The organism is Neptunomonas phycophila (assembly GCF_001922575.1).
Taxonomy (GTDB): Bacteria; Pseudomonadota; Gammaproteobacteria; order Pseudomonadales; family Balneatricaceae; genus Neptunomonas; species Neptunomonas phycophila.
Genome location: NZ_MRCI01000006.1, coordinates 1 through 22,484, shown reverse-complemented (window position 1 = coordinate 22,484; position 22,484 = coordinate 1). Strand labels below are relative to the sequence as shown.

At 46.6% G+C, this 22,484-nt stretch carries 23 protein-coding genes and 4 tRNA genes; 21 read left to right on the top strand and 6 right to left on the bottom strand.

What is annotated here, in order from left to right:
- The first annotated feature begins 146 nt into the window (after positions 1 to 146).
- On the top strand, positions 147 to 1,694 hold the full coding sequence (locus BS617_RS17465) for a phosphoenolpyruvate carboxykinase (protein ID WP_075174286.1): 1,548 nt from the start codon (positions 147 to 149) through the stop codon (positions 1,692 to 1,694).
- Between the two features lie 92 nt (positions 1,695 to 1,786).
- On the opposite strand, the gene ppx is transcribed toward BS617_RS17465, so the two are convergent.
- On the bottom strand, positions 1,787 to 3,310 hold the full coding sequence (ppx, locus tag BS617_RS17460) for an exopolyphosphatase (protein WP_075174285.1): 1,524 nt from the start codon (positions 3,308 to 3,310) through the stop codon (positions 1,787 to 1,789).
- Between the two features lie 174 nt (positions 3,311 to 3,484).
- Here ppx and trxA point away from each other — a divergent pair, with 174 nt between their 5' ends.
- The 4 genes from trxA (at position 3,485) to BS617_RS17440 (ending at position 7,970) form a co-directional block, all read left to right on the top strand.
- Positions 3,485 to 3,811 carry a thioredoxin TrxA gene (gene trxA, locus BS617_RS17455; protein WP_075174284.1) on the top strand — a complete coding sequence of 109 codons (327 nt, stop codon included), beginning with the start codon at positions 3,485 to 3,487 and terminating at the stop codon, positions 3,809 to 3,811.
- 205 nt (positions 3,812 to 4,016) lie between these two features.
- On the top strand, positions 4,017 to 5,276 hold the full coding sequence (gene rho / locus BS617_RS17450) for a transcription termination factor Rho (RefSeq protein WP_075174283.1): 1,260 nt from the start codon (positions 4,017 to 4,019) through the stop codon (positions 5,274 to 5,276).
- A gap of 155 nt (positions 5,277 to 5,431) precedes the next feature.
- Positions 5,432 to 6,907 carry a 4-hydroxy-3-polyprenylbenzoate decarboxylase gene (ubiD, locus tag BS617_RS17445; RefSeq protein WP_075174282.1) on the top strand — a complete coding sequence of 492 codons (1,476 nt, stop codon included), beginning with the start codon at positions 5,432 to 5,434 and terminating at the stop codon, positions 6,905 to 6,907.
- Between the two features lies 1 nt (position 6,908).
- Positions 6,909 to 7,970: a 2Fe-2S iron-sulfur cluster-binding protein gene (locus tag BS617_RS17440; protein WP_075174281.1), complete on the top strand. Its 1,062-nt coding sequence runs from the start codon at positions 6,909 to 6,911 to the stop codon at positions 7,968 to 7,970.
- Positions 7,971 to 8,042: 72 nt separating this feature from the next.
- Here the strand turns inward: BS617_RS17440 and BS617_RS17435 are convergent, their stop codons facing one another.
- A complete protein-coding gene (locus BS617_RS17435; protein WP_075174280.1) occupies positions 8,043 to 8,699 on the bottom strand; it encodes a histidinol-phosphatase in 657 nt (218 codons plus the stop codon).
- Positions 8,700 to 8,848: 149 nt separating this feature from the next.
- Between BS617_RS17435 and BS617_RS17430 the strand changes: the two genes are divergently transcribed.
- The 6 genes from BS617_RS17430 (at position 8,849) to BS617_RS17405 (ending at position 14,748) form a co-directional block, all read left to right on the top strand.
- Positions 8,849 to 9,349, top strand: coding sequence for an RNA pyrophosphohydrolase (locus BS617_RS17430; protein ID WP_075174316.1), 501 nt, complete (start codon positions 8,849 to 8,851; stop codon positions 9,347 to 9,349).
- Between the two features lie 38 nt (positions 9,350 to 9,387).
- Entirely contained in the window at positions 9,388 to 11,664 is a 2,277-nt protein-coding gene (ptsP, locus tag BS617_RS17425; RefSeq protein ID WP_075174279.1) for a phosphoenolpyruvate--protein phosphotransferase, read from the top strand.
- 125 nt (positions 11,665 to 11,789) lie between these two features.
- Complete coding sequence (locus tag BS617_RS17420; protein ID WP_075174278.1) at positions 11,790 to 12,590, top strand: sulfite exporter TauE/SafE family protein; 801 nt, start codon at positions 11,790 to 11,792, stop codon at positions 12,588 to 12,590.
- 25 nt (positions 12,591 to 12,615) lie between these two features.
- The gene (gene lgt, locus BS617_RS17415; protein ID WP_075174277.1) at positions 12,616 to 13,419 is read left to right on the top strand and encodes a prolipoprotein diacylglyceryl transferase; all 804 of its coding nucleotides are present in this window, start codon (positions 12,616 to 12,618) and stop codon (positions 13,417 to 13,419) included.
- A gap of 17 nt (positions 13,420 to 13,436) precedes the next feature.
- On the top strand, positions 13,437 to 14,288 hold the full coding sequence (locus BS617_RS17410) for a thymidylate synthase (protein WP_075174276.1): 852 nt from the start codon (positions 13,437 to 13,439) through the stop codon (positions 14,286 to 14,288).
- 49 nt (positions 14,289 to 14,337) lie between these two features.
- Positions 14,338 to 14,748, top strand: coding sequence for a hypothetical protein (locus tag BS617_RS17405; RefSeq protein ID WP_075174275.1), 411 nt, complete (start codon positions 14,338 to 14,340; stop codon positions 14,746 to 14,748).
- A 109-nt stretch (positions 14,749 to 14,857) separates the two neighbouring features.
- Here BS617_RS17405 and hmuQ read toward each other — a convergent pair whose 3' ends face one another.
- Positions 14,858 to 15,160, bottom strand: a complete 303-nt coding sequence (hmuQ, locus tag BS617_RS17400; protein WP_075174274.1) for a heme-degrading protein HmuQ — start codon at positions 15,158 to 15,160, stop codon at positions 14,858 to 14,860.
- A gap of 230 nt (positions 15,161 to 15,390) precedes the next feature.
- On the opposite strand from hmuQ, the gene BS617_RS17395 reads away from it, so the two are divergent.
- Entirely contained in the window at positions 15,391 to 15,549 is a 159-nt protein-coding gene (locus BS617_RS17395) for a YqaE/Pmp3 family membrane protein (protein ID WP_075174273.1), read from the top strand.
- Between the two features lie 83 nt (positions 15,550 to 15,632).
- Here BS617_RS17395 and BS617_RS17390 read toward each other — a convergent pair whose 3' ends face one another.
- The 3 genes from BS617_RS17390 to BS617_RS17380 all read right to left on the bottom strand — a co-directional run bounded on the left by BS617_RS17390 (position 15,633) and on the right by BS617_RS17380 (position 18,916).
- Positions 15,633 to 17,804, bottom strand: a complete 2,172-nt coding sequence (locus tag BS617_RS17390; protein ID WP_212667485.1) for a 4Fe-4S binding protein — start codon at positions 17,802 to 17,804, stop codon at positions 15,633 to 15,635.
- 166 nt (positions 17,805 to 17,970) lie between these two features.
- Positions 17,971 to 18,240: a ribbon-helix-helix domain-containing protein gene (locus tag BS617_RS17385; protein ID WP_075174272.1), complete on the bottom strand. Its 270-nt coding sequence runs from the start codon at positions 18,238 to 18,240 to the stop codon at positions 17,971 to 17,973.
- Positions 18,241 to 18,337: 97 nt separating this feature from the next.
- Complete coding sequence (locus BS617_RS17380) at positions 18,338 to 18,916, bottom strand: DJ-1/PfpI family protein (protein ID WP_075174271.1); 579 nt, start codon at positions 18,914 to 18,916, stop codon at positions 18,338 to 18,340.
- A 255-nt stretch (positions 18,917 to 19,171) separates the two neighbouring features.
- Here BS617_RS17380 and BS617_RS17375 point away from each other — a divergent pair, with 255 nt between their 5' ends.
- From BS617_RS17375 to BS617_RS17335, 9 genes are all read left to right on the top strand, one after another.
- Complete coding sequence (locus tag BS617_RS17375; RefSeq protein WP_075174270.1) at positions 19,172 to 19,678, top strand: dihydrofolate reductase; 507 nt, start codon at positions 19,172 to 19,174, stop codon at positions 19,676 to 19,678.
- Positions 19,679 to 20,662: a bifunctional biotin--[acetyl-CoA-carboxylase] ligase/biotin operon repressor BirA gene (birA, locus tag BS617_RS17370; RefSeq protein ID WP_075174269.1), complete on the top strand. Its 984-nt coding sequence runs from the start codon at positions 19,679 to 19,681 to the stop codon at positions 20,660 to 20,662.
- Positions 20,652 to 21,383, top strand: a complete 732-nt coding sequence (locus BS617_RS17365) for a type III pantothenate kinase (RefSeq protein WP_075174268.1) — start codon at positions 20,652 to 20,654, stop codon at positions 21,381 to 21,383. Before birA ends, BS617_RS17365 begins: the two co-directional genes overlap by 11 nt.
- Complete coding sequence (locus BS617_RS17360; RefSeq protein ID WP_075174267.1) at positions 21,383 to 21,835, top strand: hypothetical protein; 453 nt, start codon at positions 21,383 to 21,385, stop codon at positions 21,833 to 21,835. Before BS617_RS17365 ends, BS617_RS17360 begins: the two co-directional genes overlap by 1 nt.
- Before the next feature lie 20 nt (positions 21,836 to 21,855).
- Positions 21,856 to 21,931: transfer RNA gene (locus tag BS617_RS17355), tRNA-Thr, on the top strand.
- Positions 21,932 to 21,950: 19 nt separating this feature from the next.
- Positions 21,951 to 22,034, top strand: a tRNA-Tyr gene (locus BS617_RS17350).
- A 16-nt stretch (positions 22,035 to 22,050) separates the two neighbouring features.
- Positions 22,051 to 22,125, top strand: a tRNA-Gly gene (locus BS617_RS17345).
- Between the two features lie 70 nt (positions 22,126 to 22,195).
- Positions 22,196 to 22,270, top strand: a tRNA-Thr gene (locus tag BS617_RS17340).
- A gap of 81 nt (positions 22,271 to 22,351) precedes the next feature.
- A partial coding sequence (locus tag BS617_RS17335) for a GTP-binding protein (protein WP_249263643.1) occupies positions 22,352 to 22,484 on the top strand: 133 nt, incomplete at its 3' end.

Sequence of the window (22,484 nt, the reverse complement as noted above, 5' to 3'; positions counted from 1 at the left end):
ATTCGTCGTTTTGCTCATAGAACTTGGCACGAGTTTTTGTGATAATATCACCGCCCCCCACAATACTATAATAACTGCCTTAGGCAGACTCAGGGGATTTTTGCTTTTCAGGTAACGTTTTTGGCGCGAGCCAAGGGAATCCAGTAATGACCAAAGAAACTGAGAATACCGTTCACTTAAATCTGACACGTGCTGAGTTGATTGAACATGCAATCAATAGAGGCGAAGGCACGTTAGCAGATACCGGCGCTCTGGTTGTCACTACCGGCAAGCGTACAGGCCGTTCTCCGATGGACCGTTTCATCGTTGAAGAGCCAAGCACTGCTGATGCGATCGACTGGGGTAATATTAACCGTCCCTTCGATTCAGAAAAATTCGATGCGCTGTGGAGTCGTGTTGAAGAGTATCTAGCTGGTAAAGAGCACTTTGTCTCCAACGTACATGTTGGTGCTGACCCAAGCCACTACCTGCCGGTTCGCATGGCGACCGAAACAGCGTGGCAAAATTTGTTCGGTATCAATTTGTTTATCCGTCCCGCTGAATACAACACTAAGTCCAAGGAAGAATGGCAGATTATTAACGCTGCTGGCTTTGAATGTGTGCCTGAGCGTGATGGTACTAAGAGTGATGGCTGTGTCATCCTCAACTTTGCTAAACGCAAAGTCCTGATCGCGGGTATGCGTTATGCTGGTGAAATGAAAAAAGCGATGTTCTCTGTACAGAACTTCCTTTTGCCAGAAAAAGACGTACTTCCAATGCACTGCTCTGCCAACATTGGTGAAGATAACAGCACAACATTGTTCTTTGGTTTGTCCGGAACAGGTAAAACTACACTGTCCGCTGACCCTGATCGTTACCTTATTGGTGATGATGAGCACGGCTGGGGCAAAGGTGTTGTCTTCAACTTGGAAGGTGGTTGCTACGCTAAAACCATTAACCTCAGTAAGAAAAACGAGCCTATCATTTGGGATGCGATTCGTTTTGGTTCAATTGTTGAAAACGTCACGCTGGATGAAAACCGTACGGCTGATTATGACGATACAACACTGACAGAAAATGGTCGTTGTGCTTACCCGTTAGAGCACGTTGAAAAACGTTCAGAGACTAACATGGGTGGTGAGCCGAAAGGCATCGTATTCCTAACATGTGACTTAACAGGTGTGTTACCACCGGTTTCTATCTTATCAAAAGAAGCGGCGGCTTATCATTTCTTGTCTGGTTACACGGCGTTAGTCGGCTCAACCGAAATGGGTTCTGGTGGTGGTATTAAATCTACCTTCTCTACTTGCTTTGGTGCTCCATTCTTTGCGCGCCCAGCGCGTGAGTACGCTGAGTTATTAATTAAGCGTATTGAAGAGTTTGGATCACAAGTTTATCTGGTTAACACCGGTTGGACTGGTGGTTCTTATGGTACAGGTTCGCGTTTCAGCATTCCTACAACGCGCGGTATCATTGCAGCGATCCAAAGCGGCGCATTAGAAGGTGTTGAGACTCAGCACTTAGACGGTATTAACCTTGACGTACCGTTGGCAGTGCCGGGTGTCGAATCAAACTTGCTAAATCCTCGTGATACGTGGGCTGACAAAGCGGCTTATGACGATGCGGCTGGTAAGTTGATTAGCCAGTTTGTGGATAACTTCACCAAGTTTAGCGGTGTTGCAGAAGAGATTGTTGCGGCAGGTCCTCAACAATAAGCTTCGCTGGTTAAGTAAAAACGCCTCTGATGATTCAGGGGCGTTTTTGTTTGTAGATCAATATAAAATAATGCTTGTGCGGTAAGCGAGTACTAGCTTACTGATAAATTGATATCAATATGCTTGAGGTAATCTTGCTCTTGCTCAAGATCTGCTTCCGTTAAGGGGTGCTGCGGGAACCAGCCTTCAGGGAAGGTGAGCTGCATGTCTTTATCATCAACTTGTAAGCTCAGCGCGGGTAGGCGAACATCGTCACGGCTGCGATTTAGAATCACTCCAAGGCGTAGTAATACGCAAAGTCGCTTCATGGCTTCTTGGCGATTATCAGGCAGTAGCTTGTACTCATCTTTAGGGAATTTACGGCGATGAGCGCGCACAAGAAAACCTAATAACTGTTGCTCTGAACTCGTAAAGCCCGCCAAATCAGAGTGCTGTACAAGGTAGGCGCTGTGCTTATGGAATTGGCTGTGGGCAATGGTCAGCCCAGCTTCGTGGGTGCGCGCAGCCCATGCCAGTAAATCATGATACTCAGGCGAGTCGAGCTCCCAAGCGCTTTTTACTTGGGCTAACAAAATCATAGCGGTATGTTCAACACGTTGCGCGTGCGTTAAATCAACGTGATAACGTTGGCACAAAGCCGATATTGAGCGTTCGCGTACGTCTTCATGTTGTAAGCGCCCCGCCATGTCATAGAGCAACCCTTCGCGTAGAGCACCGGTCGAAAAGCCCATAGACTTAACACCAAGCGATTCAAAAAGTGCCGTCAAAATGGCTAAACCTGCAGGCAAAATCGCTAAACGCTCTTGTTTTATGCCGGGTATGTCTAGATCTGAAACGGTATCAAACGAGAGGAATTTATCCTTAAGTTTGGCCAACGATTTGGGCGTTATTTCTTCATTATCAGTAAACCCGCACTCAACGCAGGCGTTACGGATCGCTTTGATTGAGCCTGAGGCTCCCACGCTACTGGACCAGCCTACTTGGCGATAGCGCTCGCGGATAGAAAGTAGCTCTTGTTTGGCAGCGAATTCTGCTCGACGAAAGTTAGTCGCGTTCATCTTTCCGTCGTTAAAAAAACGCTGTGTGAAACTGACGCAGCCCATATCTAAACTTTCTGTTTCAAGGGGTTCAAAGCGTTCACCGATGATAAACTCGGTGCTGCCTCCACCTATATCCACCACGAGTCGTGCACCGGCTACATCGGCCAATGTATGTGAAACACCCAAATAAATAAGGCGCGCTTCTTCTCGTCCGGCAATGATCTCTAACGGCACTCCTAAGATTTTTTCAGCCTGAGTGGCAAATGCTGAACTGTTGTGAGCTTCGCGTAGAGCGTTCGTGCCGACTATTTTGATTGCACTGCGAGGAATTGCACTGATGCGTTGAGCAAAACGGCGCAAACAGTTGAGGCCGCGTTCTATCGCCTCTTCACCTAACATTTTATCGCCATTCATACCGGCGGCCAGCTGAACTTTATCGGACATGACGTCAACGGTTGTTAGCTCGCCTTGAAAAAGCTTGGCAACGACCATATGAAAGCTATTAGAACCGAGGTCAATGGCGGCTAATAAAGCACCGTCTTCGGTGATTGTTGTGGCGTTATCACTGTTATCCATGCAATGGGTCTTCTACTCAAAAAGCTATTTTTATTTAGATTACCAGAACACTGTTACAGAATCAGTCGATAACAACATTCCTTTAATAGGTTCACTTTTTTTTGGTAGCGGTGGTATTATCGATACCCAAAGAAGATAAAGCACGAAACTCAGGTGCGTTTGGAGAGAGGTTCGATGAGCGAAAATATCGTAAATGTTACTGATGCGTCTTTTGATGATGATGTATTAAAAGCAGAAGTTCCCGTTCTGGTTGATTACTGGGCTGAATGGTGTGGTCCATGCAAAATGATAGCGCCAGTACTGGAAGAGATTGCCAAAGAGTACGATGGTCGTCTAAAGATCTGCAAACTCAATATTGATGAAAACAGCGACACGCCACCTAAATTTGGCATTCGTGGTATTCCAACACTGATGTTGTTTAAAGGCGGAAACGTTGAAGCAACTAAGGTTGGCGCCTTGTCAAAATCACAATTAGCTGCTTTTGTTGACGCGAATCTGTAGCTGATTGGCGAAGAAAGGAGAAAATTATCGTCTTTTAGCGATTTTATTCTCCTTTTTACTAGACACCGGTGGTGCAACCTTCTATATTTAAAAACGTCAAGCGTGACCGCTTCATTAATTGCGTCTTTCTTCACACTTGATTCTGTAAGTTTTCCTCTTATTTTTCCTTCAATATCAGCCGACTCTGGCAATTCATCACAAGCATATGAACCTTACCCAATTAAAAACAAAAAGCGTACCTGAGCTGCTAGAAATTGCTCAGGAAATGGGCCTCGACAACTTGGCTCGTTCTAGAAAACAAGATGTTATTTTCGCAATTCTTAAAAAGCACTCTAAAAGTGGCGAAGATATTTATGGTGATGGTGTTCTGGAGATACTTCAGGACGGCTTTGGATTCCTGCGTTCAGCAGACTCATCTTACTTAGCCGGGCCGGATGATATTTATGTATCTCCTAGTCAAATCCGTCGTTTCAATTTGCGTACAGGCGATACTATCGCGGGCAAAATTCGCCCACCAAAAGATAGCGAACGCTATTTCGCACTGCTCAAAGTTAATGAAATTAACTATGACCGTCCGGAAAACGCTAAAAACAAAATCTTATTCGAAAACCTGACACCGTTGTTTGCGCAAGAGCGCTTACGCATGGAGCAAGGTAACGGCAGTACGGAAGATATTACTGCTCGTGTATTGGATTTGGTGTCCCCGATGGGTAAAGGTCAGCGTGCGCTGATCGTATCTCCGCCCAAAGCGGGTAAAACCTTAATGCTGCAAAACATCGCGAATAGCATTACGCGTAACAACCCAGAATGCCATATGATCGTGTTGTTGATCGATGAGCGACCTGAGGAAGTTACTGACATGCAGCGTACCGTTCGCGGTGAAGTGGTCGCTTCTACATTTGATGAGCCACCAGCACGTCACGTACAGGTAGCCGAAATGGTTATCGAAAAAGCGAAACGTTTAACTGAGCACAAAAAGGATGTTGTTATCCTGCTTGACTCCATTACGCGTTTAGCTCGTGCTTATAACACGGTTATTCCGTCATCCGGTAAAGTACTAACCGGTGGTGTTGATGCGCATGCTTTGGAGCGTCCTAAGCGTTTCTTCGGTGCGGCACGTAACATCGAAGAAGGCGGTAGCTTAACCATTATTGCAACGGCATTGGTTGATACCGGCTCTAAAATGGACGAAGTTATCTTTGAAGAATTTAAAGGTACGGGTAACTCAGAAGTTCATTTGGATCGTAAAATCGCAGAGCGCCGTGTGTTCCCTGCTATCAATATTCGTCGTTCCGGCACGCGCCGTGAAGACTTGCTAACTAGCGAAGACGAATTACAGCGTATGTGGATTCTGCGTAAGTTGCTCGATTCTATGGACGATTCAGCAGCAACTGAGTTCGTGATCGACAAGCTAAAAGACTTTAAGACAAACGACGAGTTTTTCCTTTCCATGAAGCGAAAGTAAAGGTCGTGTAATATGAAAAGGGTGAGCTGAGGCTTGCCCTTTTTTTTAGTTTTTTTGCACGGTAGGAGCGACTCGTTCGTACATAGAGTCGATGAACGAGCGCGGTTGTCTACCTCGCTAGTATTCCTGACAGTTGCCAATTTATAAGGATAACGATGTCGACGCTGAAATATAAAGATCTTCGTGATTTTATTGCGGTACTCGAAGAACGTGGCGAGCTTAAGCGTATCTCACAAGAGATCGACCCTAATCTAGAAATGACTGAGATTTGCGACCGCACACTCCGTGCTGAAGGTCCGGCTCTCTTGTTTGAAAACCCTAAGGGTTATGATTACCCCGTACTGGCTAATTTGTTTGGAACGCCCGAACGAGTAGCTCTAGGTATGGGCGAGAGTAGTGTCACGGCTTTGCGAGAAGTTGGTAAGCTGCTCGCTATGCTAAAAGAGCCCGAGCCGCCAAAAGGTATGCGCGATGCTTGGGATAAGCTCCCTTTATACAAACAAGTAATGAATATGGGGCCTAAGGTGATTAAGAATGCACCTTGCCAAAGCCATGTTATAGAAGGGGATGATGTCGATTTAGGGACTATTCCTATTCAAACCTGTTGGCCCGGCGACGCGGGCCCGTTGGTTACTTGGCCATTAGTCATTACTCGCGGCCCTAATAAGACACGCCAAAACTTAGGTATTTATCGCCAACAGCTGATTGGCAAGAACAAGCTGATCATGCGTTGGCTGGCTCATCGCGGGGGGGCGCTCGATTTTAGAGAGTGGAAAGAAAAGCACCCAGGCGAGCCTTTCCCGGTTGCTGTTGCGCTAGGGGCTGATCCGGCAACAATTCTCGGTGCGGTAACGCCTGTGCCGGATACCTTATCTGAGTATGCGTTTGCGGGTTTATTGCGTGGTGGAAAAACGGAATTGACCACCTGTATTGGAAGTGACTTGCAAGTGCCGGCCAGTGCTGAGTTTATTTTGGAAGGCTATATTTACCCTGATGAAATGGCAGATGAAGGGCCGTTTGGGGATCATACTGGCTACTACAACGAAGTTGATCAGTTTCCCGTGTTTACGGTTGAGCGTATTACACATCGCCCTAACCCTATCTATCACAGTACTTATACCGGCCGCCCCCCAGATGAGCCTGCTATATTAGGTGTGGCACTCAATGAAGTGTTTGTGCCTATTCTTCAAAAACAATTTCCAGAGATTGTCGATTTTTATTTGCCGCCGGAAGGTTGTTCCTATCGTATGGCGGTTGTGACAATGAAGAAACAATACCCCGGGCATGCTAAGCGCGTGATGATGGGGGTTTGGTCGTTTTTGCGACAGTTTATGTACACCAAGTTTGTTATTGTGTGTGATGACGATGTTAATGCCCGTGATTGGAATGATGTCATTTGGGCGATTACAACGCGTATGGATCCCTCGCGAGATACCTTGTTGATTGATAACACCCCCATTGACTACTTAGACTTTGCCTCGCCCGTATCAGGCTTAGGCTCTAAAATGGGGATGGATGCGACCAATAAATGGCCGGGTGAAACTACACGAGAGTGGGGGGAACCAATCAAAATGGATGAAGCGGTCAAACAGCATGTTGATGATATTTGGGATAGTTTAGGTATCCTGTAACATGGCCGGTCAGCCAGTTCCGTTGACGATTCGGCTTAATGACCATGCGCAAGCCTTGGTTGTTGAGCCGGGTGATACCATTTTAGAAACCCTAGAGTCGCATGGCTATAGAATGCCTCGCAGTTGTCGGAATGGCGTCTGCGAAATTTGTGAGTTCACTTTGCTTAAAGGAAGTGTGCAACAGCGTTATCCTGAAAAACGACTTCACCAGGATAATGAAATGCAGGATCATCAACAGCCAGTGGTTATGGGGTTAGCGTGTACATCCACCCCGTTAAGTGATCTATGGGTACATATCAAAGGGTTAAAACGCCCTGGAGAACAAATAGTGAAACGCCTTACATGTGATATCGTTCAGGTTGAAGGCCTGAATTACGACGTTTATAAAGTCACCTTACGTATGCCACCTACCGCATCGCAGGCGGTAGAGTATTTCGCCGGCCAATACCTTGAAATTGTGATGCCGGATGAGCGAAAAGCCGCTTTTTCTATTGGCAGCGCGCCCGAAGCCGGCCGTTTGCTAGAGCTGCATATACGCGATGCAAGCGAGTTTTCAAAAGCAATCGTCACTACGCTGCAAACCGAGAAAACGATTGATGTAGAAATTCCTAAAGGGGACTGCTTCGTTAACGCGGCCACTATGGACGGAGAAACACCGATCATTTTAGCGGCGGCCAGTACTGGCTTCTCGCAAATGAAAAGCATCATCGAGCATTTATTAGCGCAAGGAGTGCAAAACCCTATTCATTTTTACTGGGGAGCGAGGATAGCAGCCGATTTGTACATGCCTGAGCTGCCACTAGAATGGGTTGTCACTCATAGCAATGTGGTATATCACCCAGTGGTAAGTGAGCCTGGTGACCAATGCGGTTGGACAGGGCGTACGGACTTACTGCCGGATGCTATTAGCCAAGACTTTGATACCCTTAAGAACGCAATTGTCTATACCAGTGGATCACCGGCGATGGTTTATGCCTTGCTAGATGCATGTGAGCTAAAAGGGCTGGACGAGAAAAATATGCACTCAGATGTATTTGCCTACGCACCTAGACCCAAAAAATAATTCATCGGCCAGCCGATAAATCCGTCTGGCGACGGGGTTTATCGGTTTGGCTCATTCCCTTGGCTGAAGGCCTTAATCTCGCAAGCTTATTATCGGCCAGCCGCGTTCGGTAGCAATCTGCGTTAATGTTTCATCGGCATCGACCGCTACCGGATTCTCTACTACCTCCAGTAAAGGTAAGTCGTTACGCGAATCACTGTAAAACGAGCTTCCGGCCAGCGAGTGCTCATGCGTTGAAAGCCATTCGTTTAAGCGTTCTACTTTACCGCCTTGAAAACAAGGAGTGCCAGCCACTTTGCCTGTGTACTGCCCGTTTATTTCTTCAGGGTCTGTGGCCATGATGTCATCAACACCCAAGCGTGCAGCAATAGGGCCTGTCACAAATTTGTTGGTTGCCGTAATAATCAATAAAAAGTCGCCTTTATCGCGGTGCTGTTTGAGCAGCGCTTCGGCTTTTTCAGTAATCATTGGCTCAACTTTTTCGCGCATAAACTGTTCATGCAGTTGGTTGAGTTGATCCCGTGGTAGCTCTTTTAGCGGCTTAAGAGCGAACTCTAAAAACTCATAAATGTTGAGTGTGCCAGCAACATACTGATGATAAAACGTGTCGTTCGCTTGGCGATATAGCTCACTATCGACAATGCCTTTCTCACATAGGAATTCCCCCCATGCGTGATCGCTATCGCCATGTAATAGCGTGTTATCCAAATCAAAAATAGCCAAGCTCACCTTGTGTGCTCCTCGTTAAGAATAGTTGATGCCATGTAGTGCTAAACAAGAGCGCCTATTCTACCCATTAGTGATAACAAGTTGGCAAGCTATTTGCGGATTGATGGAAGTGTGGAACAATAAGGTAATAATTTTCTAGGATGACTATTGTGATAGATTCAGATGGGTTCAGACCGAATGTAGGTATCATTCTGGCTAACTCTCTGGGTCAGGTGCTTTGGGCGCGACGAATCGGACAGGATGCCTGGCAGTTTCCGCAGGGTGGCATTAATGACGATGAAACCCCGGAACAGGCAATGTTCCGCGAACTAAAAGAGGAGATAGGCCTCACAGCTAACGATGTAGAAATTGTGGCTGTTACGCGTGGCTGGTTACGTTACCGGTTGCCTAAGCGCATGATCCGGAAACACTCCCACCCTATTTGTGTGGGACAGAAGCAAAAATGGTACTTGCTTCGTATGTTAAGCCAAGATGATGCTGTGATAATTGATGAAACAGACTCTCCGGAGTTTGATGGATGGCGCTGGGTTAGTTATTGGTACCCTCTGGGGCAGGTTGTTTCATTTAAAAGAGAAGTCTACCGTAAGGCGATGAAAGAATTATCGCCTAAACTATCAAGGCTGTGTACGTTAGAGTCGAGAGAAGTGTAGTTGATAGGATCGAAATTCGTTTAAATTAAGGAGCAGCAATGCTGGAATTACTGCGTAAAATCGTACAGGAAGTGAGTTCTGCACAAAATGTGGAGACTGCGCTTGATATGATTGTACGTAGTATTCAGCGAGGTTTACACACAGATGTTTGTTCTGTGTATCTGTTTGATCACCCCACACAACGATATGTGTTGCGAGCATCCCAAGGGCTTAATGTTGATGCGATTGGGCGTGCTTCCTTGTCTTCATCTGAGGGGATTGTAGGTTTAGTCGCGCGTAGGGCAGAGCCTATTAATCTTGAGGATGCGGAGACTCATGCGGCTTACTGTTATTTACCCGAAACAGGTGAAGAACGTTACCACGCGTTTTTAGGTGTCCCTATTATTCATCAGCGGCGCGTGCTGGGGGTCTTGGTCGTTCAGCAGCAAGCGACGCGTCGCTATGATGAATCCGAAGAAGCCTTCATGGTGACGGTATCTGCTCAGTTAGCAGGCCTCATCTCAGTAGCTGATGCAACCGGCAGTGCGGATCAGCGTGAAAGAGCACCCACACGCATGGCTGATCGACGCTTTGACGGTGTAGCAGCCGGCGCGGGAGTCGCTATTGGTCCTGTCGTTGTTATGGCATCTTTAGCTAACCTTGATGCGGTTCCCGATAAGACGGTTACCGATATAGATGCAGAAATTCAGATTTTCTATAACGCATTGGAGCGTGTACGTAATGATATTCGCGGTGTCAGTGAACGGTTAGCGGAAAAGTTACGCCATGACGAAAAGGCGCTGTTTGATGTGTACCTTCGCATGCTAGATGACTCAGCGATTGCTGGCGAAGTGGTGACGGTTATCCGCTTAGGGAATTGGGCTCAAGGGGCATTGAGTCAGGTGATTAATACGAATGCAGCGCAATTTGCTGTGATGGAAGACCCTTACCTCCGCGAGCGTGCAACCGATGTGCGGGATCTTGGTAGGCGAGTGCTCACTTACTTGCAAGAGGCTAGTAACCCTGGCGATATAGAGCTGCCAGAAAACGCTATATTAGTGGCGGAAGAGCTTTCGCCTACCATATTAGGGGAAGTTTCAACCGACAAGCTTGCCGGGCTTGTTTCGGTACATGGCTCTGGCAATTCGCATGCGGCTATTTTAGCGCGCTCGATGGGTATACCAACAGTGATGGGAATCGTCGACCTGCCATTTCGTCGTTTAGATGGCCGTCTCGTGATTGTGGATGGCTACTCAGGGCGCTTGTACGTAGAGCCTTCTGAAGAATTGCTGGGGATCTACCGTGAGATCCATCGAGAACAAGCAGAGGTCACCGCCGAGTTAGCAACCTTAAGAGATCTACCTGCCATTACGAAAGATGGCCATCGTATGCCCTTGTGGGTTAACACGGGGTTGACGGCCGATGTTTCCAGAGCATTGGAGCGCGGTGCAGAGGGGATCGGTTTGTACCGAACAGAAATTCCTTTCATGGTGCGTGACTTCTTCCCTAGTGAAATGGAACAGACTCAAATTTATCGCAAACAACTCGAAGCGTTTGCTCCGCACCCAGTAACGATGCGCACGTTAGATATTGGCGGTGATAAGTCGCTACCGTACTTCCCAATTAAAGAGGAAAACCCATTCTTAGGGTGGCGAGGTATCCGAGTAACCTTAGATCATCCGGAGATATTTCTTGTTCAGATCCGCGCTATGTTGCGTGCCAGCGAGGGCTTGGATAACTTGCGTATCATGTTGCCAATGGTAACGAGTGTGTACGAGGTAGATGAGTCTAACCGGTTGCTCGATCGTGCTGTTCGCGAGCTTCAAGAAGATGGGCACGATATTAAGCGTCCGCCAGTTGGCGTGATGATTGAAGTTCCGGCAGCGGTATATCAGGTGCGATTGTTTGCTAAACGTGTGGATTTTATCTCTGTTGGTTCAAATGACTTAGCTCAGTACTTGCTTGCCGTTGATCGCAACAACCCGCGCGTGGCCGGTTTGTATATGTCCTACCATCCGGCGGTGTTGAAAGCCTTAGAGTATATTGCTCGTGAAGCTCATAAAGAGTCAATCCAAGTCTCTATCTGTGGTGAAATGGCATCAGAACCTGCGGGTGCTTTGTTATTGATGGCCATGGGCTATGACGTGCTCTCTATGAACGCGACGAACCTGCCGCGAGTTAAATCAGCCATTAGGGGTGTGCGGCTGGAACAGGCAAGGACGTTATTCTATAAAGTGCGGCGCATGGATGATGCTGATAAAATTCAATCTTTCTTAACGGAAGCCATTCGACGAATGGGGCTTGGCCAACTGAGTCAGCCTGATTTGCCTGCATAACGCTCGCTTATTTTTCTCTTTATTATCAATTCATTTTACATGAGGCATTTATACGCACAGAGCATCGCGTATGGAGCAAGTTAATGTAAAATGGCACTTATTTACGCCTGTATGGACAAATGTGAATGCTCTTAACTTTAGTGATGTATTTAGTGCTTGGGGCTGCGGCGGGTATCGTTGCGGGTCTATTTGGTATTGGCGGCGGGATACTCATTGTTCCTGTGTTGGTGTTTAGTTTTAGCGCGCAGGGTATGTCTGCAGACGTATTGACGCATGCGGCGGTGGCGACGTCGTTAGCGACAATTATTTTTACCTCGGTGAGTTCTATTAAGGCTCATCATAGCCGAGGAGCGGTGCGCTGGGATTTGTTCAAGCCGTTGGGGGTTGGGATTGCGATTGGTGCGGTACTCGGCGCCTTTACCGCGGATTTGCTGAGCGGGCCTCATTTGCAGATTATTATTGGTGTTTTTGCTTTCTTGGTGGCTTGCCAAATGGCCTTTGGTTTTACCCCCAAAGGCCGAGATTCAGAGCTCACTACTCCAACGTTGGCAGGGGCGGGTGGTTTTATTGGTTGGGGAGCCGCGATCTTTGGGATTGGCGGGGGCACTCTTACCGTACCCTTCCTTACTTGGAAAAAAATCTCCATGCAACAAGCCGTTGCAACGTCAGCAGCGTGCGGTTTGCCCATCGCGGTTATGGGCGCTGTTACTAACATTTACACGGGGTGGAATCATGAAAATGTAGCACCTTATAGCTTAGGCTATATTTATTTGCCGGCTTTTGCTGGGATTGTCATTAGTAGCTCCTTGTTTGCTAAATTAGGAGCGAAGTGGGCGCATAGCTTACCGGGTGATCTTCTGAAAAAAATATTCGCAGCGTTTTTGTTCATAGTGTCAATGCGCTTTTTACTGGCTAATTTGCTGTAACCAGCAAGAAGAAGGATGTCGTTTTATGTGGGTGCATGACATAGATCCTATTGCACTGGATTTAGGATTTATACAGATACACTGGTATGGCTTGATGTACCTGATTGGTTTTGCTGCTGCGTGGGGGTTAGGCTCGTGGCGCGCCAAGCAGCCGGGCTCTGGGTGGACAGAAGAGCAAATATCAGACCTTATTTTTTGGGGTGCGCTGGGTGTTGTTATCGGTGGTCGCTTTGGTTATGTATTGTTCTATAACTTTGATCAATTTCTTGCAAATCCGCTGTGGTTGTTTGCTGTATGGGAAGGAGGCATGTCTTTCCATGGAGGCTTGTTAGGGGTGCTGGTGGTGTTGGCGTTGTTTGCGCGTCGTTATCATAAGACCTTTTTTGACATTGGTGATTTTGTAGCTCCGCTGGTGCCTATCGGTTTAGGTGCAGGGCGTGTCGGAAACTTTATCGGCGGAGAGTTATGGGGGCGCGCAGCTGATGTACCTTGGGCTGTTATCTTCCCACGCACCGGCGATAATGTAGCTCGCCATCCTTCTCAGTTATATGAGGCAGCCTTAGAGGGCTTGGTGATGTTTGCGGTGCTGTGGTGGTATACCAGTAAGCCTAAACCGCGAGCAGCGGCATCAGGTCTGTTTTTATTGCTGTATGGCTTATTCCGCAGTTTTGTCGAGCTCTTCCGCGAGCCTGATGCGCACATTGGCTATTTAGCATTTGGCTGGCTGACAGAGGGGCAGCTTTTGTCGTTCCCAATGATTGTGGTTGGTATCGTTATTATCATTTGGGCATACCAACGTAATGTATACACTGAGCCTAAGCAGGCGTAGTCAGTTCGGACATCGATATGAAACAATATTTAGCACTTTGTCAGCGGTTAATTGATCAGGGCGAGTGGATCGAAAATAAGCGGACCGGTAAGCGTTGTCTTACCGTGATCAATGCAAACATGACGTACGATGTGGGCCAAAACCAGTTTCCTATGGTGACCACCCGTAAAACGTTTTGGAAATCAGCCATTGCAGAGCTAATTGGTTACTTGCGTGGATATGACAGTGCAGCAGATTTCCGTCTGTTAGGTACTAAAACATGGGATGCCAATGCAAACCTTAATGAGGCATGGCTGAACAATCCGTATCGAACAGGGGATGACGATATGGGGCGTGTTTACGGAGTACAGGGACGTCGTTGGTCTAAGCCTGATGGTGGACATATTGATCAGCTCAAAAAGCTGATTGATAACCTAAGCCAAGGTATAGATGACCGTGGGGAAATCCTGACGTTTTATAATCCGGGTGAGTTCCATATGGGCTGCTTGCGACCTTGTATGCATACCCACACTTTCTCTTTATTAAATGATACGTTGCATTTAACTTCCTATCAGCGCAGTTGTGATGTGCCATTGGGTTTGGTGTTTAATCAAATTCAAGTATTCACGCTATTAGCATTAATCGCGCAAATTACCGGCCATAAAGCGGGTTTGGCTTATCACAATATTGTGAATGCACATATTTACGAAGATCAAGTTGAACTGATGCGCGATGTACAGCTCCAACGTGAACCGTTTGATCCACCGAAGTTACACATTAATCCGGATATAAAATCTCTAGAAGACCTTGAAACTTGGGTCACAATGGATGATTTTGAAGTGGAAGGTTATCAGCATCATGAGCCTATCCAATATCCTTTTTCGGTGTGATTGTGTCTTGTCAGGCTGTCTTTGGGCAGCTGTTTCACAGGAGTCAGTTATGAAACTATCGTATTTAAGTATCCTTGTACCCTTGTTGTTACCTCTTTCTAGCGCTCATGCTGCAGAAAATCGTGATGCAGCTATGAGCATTAAATTGTATCAAGTGCTCACCACTGCCGGAGCTTTTGCATCCGAGTGCAACGCACATGAAGGGGCAGAAAAAGCCGCGTATAAAAGCGCTATAGCAACAGTGACTGATGTGACGGCTAAAACAGTGAGTGAAGTACGCCCGGAAATGACAGAAGCTGATGCGAGAGATGAGCTGGGTGTTCTTACTAAAGCCATCAACGAGAAAACCAAAGCAGCTATTGAGCAAGATGGTTGCAATAGCGAACTCGCCCAAAGCATGATTGATCGCTACCATGAGCTGCTCAAAGAGGACTTTAGCACTTTAAAGAGCAGCTCTTAACGGGTTTCTATTTTTTGCGTCAGTGATAGCGGATGGCGCAGGCTTCTATGAATAAGTGTTGATAAGGTCTGTCTGCATAGCTTGTCAGCCAACGAATATAAGCAAGTCTTTATAAGACTTGCTCAAAGCCCTCAAACTTAGGGGGGCCTAAATAAATACCTTTTGACGTACTCGCATTCGCGTGTGCTTTTCTGAAAGCTTCTGATTGTGTCCAATCACGAAACGCTTGCTCTGATTCCCAAATAGAATGCGAAGCAAATAAGGTGCATTCGTCATCGGTAGAGCCACGTAGCAATTGAAATGACTTAAAGCCGGGCACTTCGCTTAAATGGCTGTCTCGGTTTTTCCAAATGTCTGTGAATTCCTGCTCTTTGCCTAATGCAATTCGGAAGCGGTTCATAGCGATATACATGAGAGTATCCTTTGCTGGTGGCGTTTTGCCTGAATAGTGGTGTAATTGAGTGGACGACATGAAAGCGATAAAGTGCCTTAATAGTCGGTAAAAGCTGCAAAATCAGTGTAAAAAATTTATCCTGAACTGCATAGTGGTTTATTTAAGTGCTTAAAAATCAATGGCTTAATTTGTGGCATAGTTCCTGCTATACCTTTACTAAATGATTTAATCATAAAGAGGTATATGTCATGGATTTGATTCGAGTGCTTATTGCTATTTTGTTGCCGCCATTGGGTGTTTTTCTTCAGGTGGGTATCGGTGGTGCGTTTTGGTTGAATATCTTATTAACCTTATTGGGATACATCCCCGGTATTGTCCATGCTATTTGGGTGATCGCTAAGCGCTAGCGATGGTGTTTTCCGTATTAAGTTTAAAAGGGCTCTGGTGAGCCCTTTTTTTGATCTGCCCTAGCATCTTAGAAAGCTACGGGTTAAGACGGTTGGTGTATTTGCACGCTAGGAATACGTTGGCTAACAGTGGCTTTTTTCTGTTTTTTGCGTGTGAGGAGTTTATCAACGCACTGCTCCTCATCATTTAAAATAACGATGCACTCTAGGCATTGTACGCATTCGTTGTAGTCTATTTCACCGCTTTTCTTAATGGCTTTTATTTCACAGCGATGGTGGCAGGTTTGGCAAGGAGAACCGCAAAAGTCGACTCGTTTTAGTAATTCAAAGCGACGCAACCAGCCAATAGCTGCCAAGCCTGCGCCTAATGGGCACAAATAGCGGCAGAAAAACTTATGAATAAACATCCCTACAATCAGCAGCCCTACGGCATAAAGCACAAATGGCCAATGGCGGATGAAAACTAAGGTTATACTGGTTTTAAAGGGTTCTACTTCAGATAGCTTTTCGGCCCACGTTAATGAATAGAAAGAGACGGCTACTAGCCCGCCTATAATGGGATATTTTAGATAGATTAAGCGACGGTGAAGTGTAGCCGGAACGCGTATCTGTTTAAGGCCTATTTTTTTGCCCAACCAAGAGGACATTTCCTGTAAGGCTCCAAAAGGGCAAAGCCATCCACAAAAAAGCCCGCGTCCCCAGATAAATAAACTAATAAAAGTGACAATCCACAGGATAAAAATGACGGGGTCTAATAAAAAAATGGTGATATCAAAGCCGTCTTTTATCGAGTGGAACAAGGTGAAAATGTTAACGATGGACAATTGGCCCTGCGCATAAAATCCAATAAAAAAGAGAGTGAATGCCAAATACCCCCAGCGAAAAGCATGGAAGTGTTTCCAGCGACTTAGGCGGTCTTGCTTGATAAAGCTAACGATTAAAACAGTTAGGCCTATTAATAAAATACATACGCTAACCCAGCGATCCATCCAAAGCTTTATCCACAACGGCAGTGGTTTTGCGGTGTCTATTTGTACGGGTTCCCATTCACTGTCAGGGAGCTGGTAGTGGCTAAGGAAAGTTGCGCTATCGCTAATCAAGTGATTTCTTGCAAGGTTTACATGTAGCTTAAGATCAACAGGGCTGCCTGGGTCAAAACCTGCGCTGCCTTTAATTCTTAAAAAATGGGCCGTCGAGAAGCGAGGCGCACCAGGAGTAATAATGTCATTAAATTCGCTGGGTGCATTGATATCGCGTATTTCTACCGATAAGCCTCCTTGGTCTAAGGACAAGCGTGATGGAACGGTTGCTGGTGTGTAGTTTTCTTCGGCATGGGGGTAAAGGCCGCTAGAGCCAACCCAAAGAAGGTGGTCGCCAGGTGTTAAACGGTCCATCAGCGCTTTGTAGCGTGCTTCGCCAAGCAAGTTTACTCCTACTTGAGGAGCGTTTAGATAGGCATAAGCTAATGTGATGAAAGGGGTGTTTGGCGCTGTTGTATTTGAAAATTCGGGGTAGCTGTTGAGTGATCGACCTAACGACTCTTCTACTTCTGTTTGCGAGAGTGTCCATTGATGTATGAGATTATTGTTGGCAAGTGCGTCCCAGCTCTGCGAAGTAATTGGTTTTTCAAGTAGGCGAGACTGAGTTGGCAATGCAAAGCCTTCCAAACGTGCGCGCGCTACTTGTAGCGCAGTCGATAGCACTACATCATTGATTATCATCACGGAAATAGTGGCCTTCGTGACGCCGTCAAAAACAACCGTGCCACTTGCGCCTCCGTCTGATTGTGAGCTCAACTGCGAGTTTTGTGCGCTGCCAACAATGATTTGGTTACGTACCGAACGATTGCGATACTGCGCTAAAAACTCATGCATCGATTCGTTTCCCAGCCCATGTAAAAAAACGGGTTCATGATGATCGATAACCGTGACATCCTGAAATGATCCGTCAGGTTTAAGGCCTATCAGTAGTCGAATTGGCTTACCTGCAAAACCGGCAAGATTATTAATCTCATCAGACAACCACGCATATCCAAGCAGCTCATCGAGCTGATAAGCCGCATAGACGGGTAAGTCGGCTTCTTTATCGCCAAAACGGGTGGCTTTGGGGAATAGCGCTTGTAGTGGGAGACCATCAATCAGTGGTTTGCCCGCATAGGTAGGGCTCATCACGGCTTCATTTGCCTGAACAGCGGCGCTTGTTAGCAGCCACAAATGTACAACCACGACAAGCGGCAATAATATACGGTACAGCATATCAAACGGTCCTTACCGGCACGGTATCCGGCTTTTACTTATTGTTATGGGGGAGGAGGCGTTTAACGAATATCAAGAATATAACTGTGGAGCAGAGCCGTTGGCTTATCAATAGTACAGAGGGGTAGGGCTTTTGAGACTAAAGTTCTGATTCTTTGTTATTGCATCATGTGGTCGTTATTTTTTCGAGATAGACAGTGCAAACCACTCGCAATAGTGAAGCAAAGTTACCGGTTTCCCCACGGCGAATGACCACTTCACGGTATAGGTCGCTCAAGAACTTGGGAGTGCTGGACTCTTCGCTTTCAGCTATTTCATCAATGATGTTCCAAAAATGATTTTCCAAGCGAATGCTTGTAACCGCGCCTTCGATTCTAACTGAGCGAGTTGTTGTTTCGTATAAGCTTGGGCTGGTGCTGGAGTATAAATGGCACATAATAAAAGAGAGCTCCCTGCAAAGGTTAGCTCTCTTTATAAATCACGTAACAGGTATCATCAACCTATGAGGTTGTTTAGGTAAGAACGATTTGTTCTTACAGTGTTATCTTGGCGCCTAAAACGTCTAAAAACTGCTTTAACCAAGCCGGGTGGGCTGGCCATGCAGGTGCTGAAACGATGTTGCCGTCAGTATAGGCATGGTCAACAGCAATGTCTTGGTATTCGCCACCGCATAGGCGAACTTCAGGTGCGCATGCTGGGTAAGCGGATACTTTGCGGCCATCTACAATGCCGGCGGCTGTTAGTACTTGGGCTCCATGACACACGGCTGCAATAGGCTTATTGGCTTGAGCAAACTCGCGAGTAATTTCAAGAACGCGCTCATTTAAACGGATGTATTCGGGTGCTCGGCCGCCGGGAACGACAAGTCCAACATAGTCGTCAGTATTAACGGCATCGAAATCTGCATTAAGCTGAAAGTTGTGGCCGGGCTTTTCACTGTAAGTTTGGTCACCTTCAAAGTCGTGAATAGCGGTTCTGATCGAATCGCCAGCTTGCTTGTCTGGGCAGACGGCTTCTACGGTATAGCCAACCATGGCAAGTGCTTGAAATGGCACCATAACTTCATAGTCTTCAACGTAGTCGCCCACTAAAAATAATATTTTTTTAGACATTACATGCTCCTTGTTATTGTGAATGTGTGCACGGTAAGTGGAGTATCGACTTGGTTGGAGTGCTTGGGGTAATAGTGGGTTACTACATTCGATAATTTCAGCGGCAGATGAGCGCGAGATATTGGTATTTAGCGGTGTAAACGTGCCGCTAATGTGCACAAGCTTCTGGCTGTAGTAAACTGCCCACCCTAGAATTGATAATAACGATAGGTCAGCCTCCGTGTGAGCGCTACCTATTAAGTTAGGTAGTCACCCATGAGATTAGCAATGATAGTCGCACAGTCGTCTAACCGTGTGATTGGTCGAGACAATAAATTGCCGTGGTATTTGCCGGGCGATCTCAAATATTTTAAGCAAGCCACCATGGGTAAGCCGATTATTATGGGTCGTAAGACCTTTGAATCTATCGGGAAGCCATTGCCGGGGCGTCTTAATATCGTCATAAGTCGAGATGCTTCTTTTACGGCCCAGGGCATCAAAGTTGTTATGTCTTTACCTGAGGCCATTGAATTGGCCGAAAGTCAGGCGCTGATTGATGGCGTAGACGAGGCAATGATTATTGGTGGCGCTCAAATTTACGCATTAGCTTTGCCTGAAGTAGAGCGTTTGTATATTACGCAAGTACATGCGGATATAGAGGGAGATGCTTATTTTCCCGAATTTAATCGCTCGCAATGGACCGAGCTCGGCCGTGAAGACTTTTCGGCGCAAGGCCCAAACCCTTATGACTACAGCTTCATTGTTTATCAGCGGAGCAAATAAATGGTTATTGATGAGCGTTTATTGGCGGCGTTGTCAGATGGTCAATTTCATTCAGGGCAAGAGCTTGGTCAGCATCTAGGTATTAGCCGAAGTGCTATCTGGAAGCAAATGAAAAGCCTTGAGTCCTTAGGTGTTGAGATATACAGCATCCGTGGACGTGGGTATCGAGTGCCCGGCGGTTTAGAGCTGCTTTGCGAAGAGAGAATTGTATCCGACTGCAGCGATTTGGTGGCACGCCACCTTCGTAACATTACGGTACAGCGCGTGGTTGACTCAACCAATACGCTCGCCATGCGTGATATGCAGCAAGGGTTAGCCGATGCGCACCTATATCTGGCTGAGTATCAAACGGCGGGTAAAGGGCGGCGCGGACGCCAATGGGTCAGCCCTTTTGCTCGTAATTTATACTTTTCGTTGGTGTGGAATTTTTCTCATGGCGCTGCGGCCCTAGAAGGGCTGAGTTTGGTTGTGGGGTTGGCTCTGCAACAAGCGCTGACCGCCATGGGTTTATCAGGCATTGAGCTAAAGTGGCCAAATGACTTATTGGTAGATTCTAAAAAACTTGCGGGCATTTTGCTCGAAATGCAAGGTGATGCATCAGGTGAGTGCCAAGTAGTCATTGGTGTTGGGATCAATGTCACGATGTCAGATGAAGCAAGTGAGGGGATAGATCAACCGTGGGTGGATTTGTCTTCACTGTCACAAACACCAATCTCTCGTAATCAATTAATGGCCACTGTGCTGAATCACCTTATCCCGATGTTAGAGCAGTTCAAAGTGGACGGCTTTGCGGCATTTCAGGACGCATGGCACGCGTGTCATGCGTATCAACAGCAATCGGTTAGGATTATCTCGGGGCATCGAGAGGTGGTCGGTGAGTGTCAGGGAGTTGATGCGCAAGGAGCCTTGATCATCCATCACTCTGACGGTGTAGAGCATTTTCATGCAGGTGAAGTTAGCGTGAGAGCTTACCATGCGTCTTGAAATAGATGTGGGAAATACCTTTGTTAAATGGCGCTGGGTTTCTGACGGCACGATTACTAAAGCGCTTCGGTGTCTGAAAGAGCCCTTCTTGTCTCGTATAGCTGATATTGATGAGCCAGAATTGGTGCTTGATGAGCTTTGCGATATTTGGATAGGCTCGGTAGCCGGTCGCGAATTTAACGAAGCACTCACGCGGGCACTAAAAACACGTTGGGATATAACGCCTTTATTTGCTGTGTCAGCAAGTTCAGCAGCGGGTGTGCGCAATAGTTACATAGAGCCTACTAGGATGGGGGTTGATCGTTGGTTGGCAATGTTGGCTGCACGACATCAGGATGACGGAGCGTCTACCGTTGTTGATTGCGGAAGTGCAATTACCATTGATTATTTGAGCGCGCAGGGAGAGCACCTAGGTGGGTATATTGTTCCAGGCTTACAAATGATGCGTGCTAGCTTGTTAAATAATACCGCTAACGTTCGCTATGATGATGAAGACTTATTGAGTATTGAACCAGGGAAACATACCGGAGCCTGTGTTAATAATGGTACGCGATACTTATTGCAGGCGTTAGCTGGTCAATTGTTAGAAGAAGCGTCTAAGTCAGGTTCGCAGCTTTATATAACAGGTGGTGATGGTTATTTGCTGCAGGCGCAAATGCCGGGTGCGCTATTGGTGCCAGACCTTGTACTAGACGGACTCATGTGGGCTGATAAACAGTGATGAAATGGTGGGTTATATTTTTACTGTTGGCTAATGCGGTTGTGCTATTTGCATTCAGTATGCTCGAATCTCCGTCTGGCCAGACGGAGACGCCGTCGAATGATATACATACTATACGGCTGGTCAATGAGCTAAATGTGCCGTTGGGCCAAGATCCGATCTCTGTTCAAAAGCAGAATAATGAAACGGGTGTTTGCTTCGATTATGAAATACCTGCTAATGAAGGCGATATTGCACAAGTTAGCGATTTTTTAGTAGAGCAAGGGTTGGAGCCGGTGATTAACACGCAATTGGATGAGCACGTTAAAATCTCGGTGTTTATCAGCGAAAGTGGAAAATTTGATCGTAAAATGATCAATAAAATCAATGAAATCCTCTTAGATAGCAAACCAGACGTAAAAATAGCAAAAAAAGTGTGTAAAGGGCTTGCATCTATAAAACCTGATCATTAACATATGCGCCACTTCGTTAAGCCGGTATAGCTCAGCTGGTAGAGCAACTGACTTGTAATCAGTAGGTCCCGAGTTCGACTCTTGGTGCCGGCACCATTTACGAAGTGGCCTTGATGGTGGGGTTCCCGAGTGGCCAAAGGGATCAGACTGTAAATCTGACGCGCAAGCTTCGGTGGTTCGAATCCACCCCCCACCACCATATAATGCTCGGTTTAGCGGGTATGGTATAGTGGCTATTACCTCAGCCTTCCAAGCTGAAGAGGTGGGTTCGATTCCCACTACCCGCTCCAGAGTATGTCTTTGGGCGAAAGTGTAAATCTAGTAGCTTAATGTATTTGTAGTTTAGGCTGTTAGGGTAAAGCTCAAGTAGCTCAGGGGTAGAGCACACCCTTGGTAAGGGTGAGGTCGGCGGTTCAATTCCGCTCTTGAGCTCCAGAATTTGAAGGGTAGATGTAGCAATATATCTGCCCTTTGTTGTATTTGTGATTCACGTATTACCTTTTTGGGAAGCTAACGATGGCTAAGAAATCATTTGAACGTAATCTGCCGCACGTTAACGTAGGTACTATTGGCCACGTTGACCACGGTAAAACAACTTTGACAGCAGCACTGACTCGCGTATGTGCAGAAGTTTTCGGTGGTGAAGCCG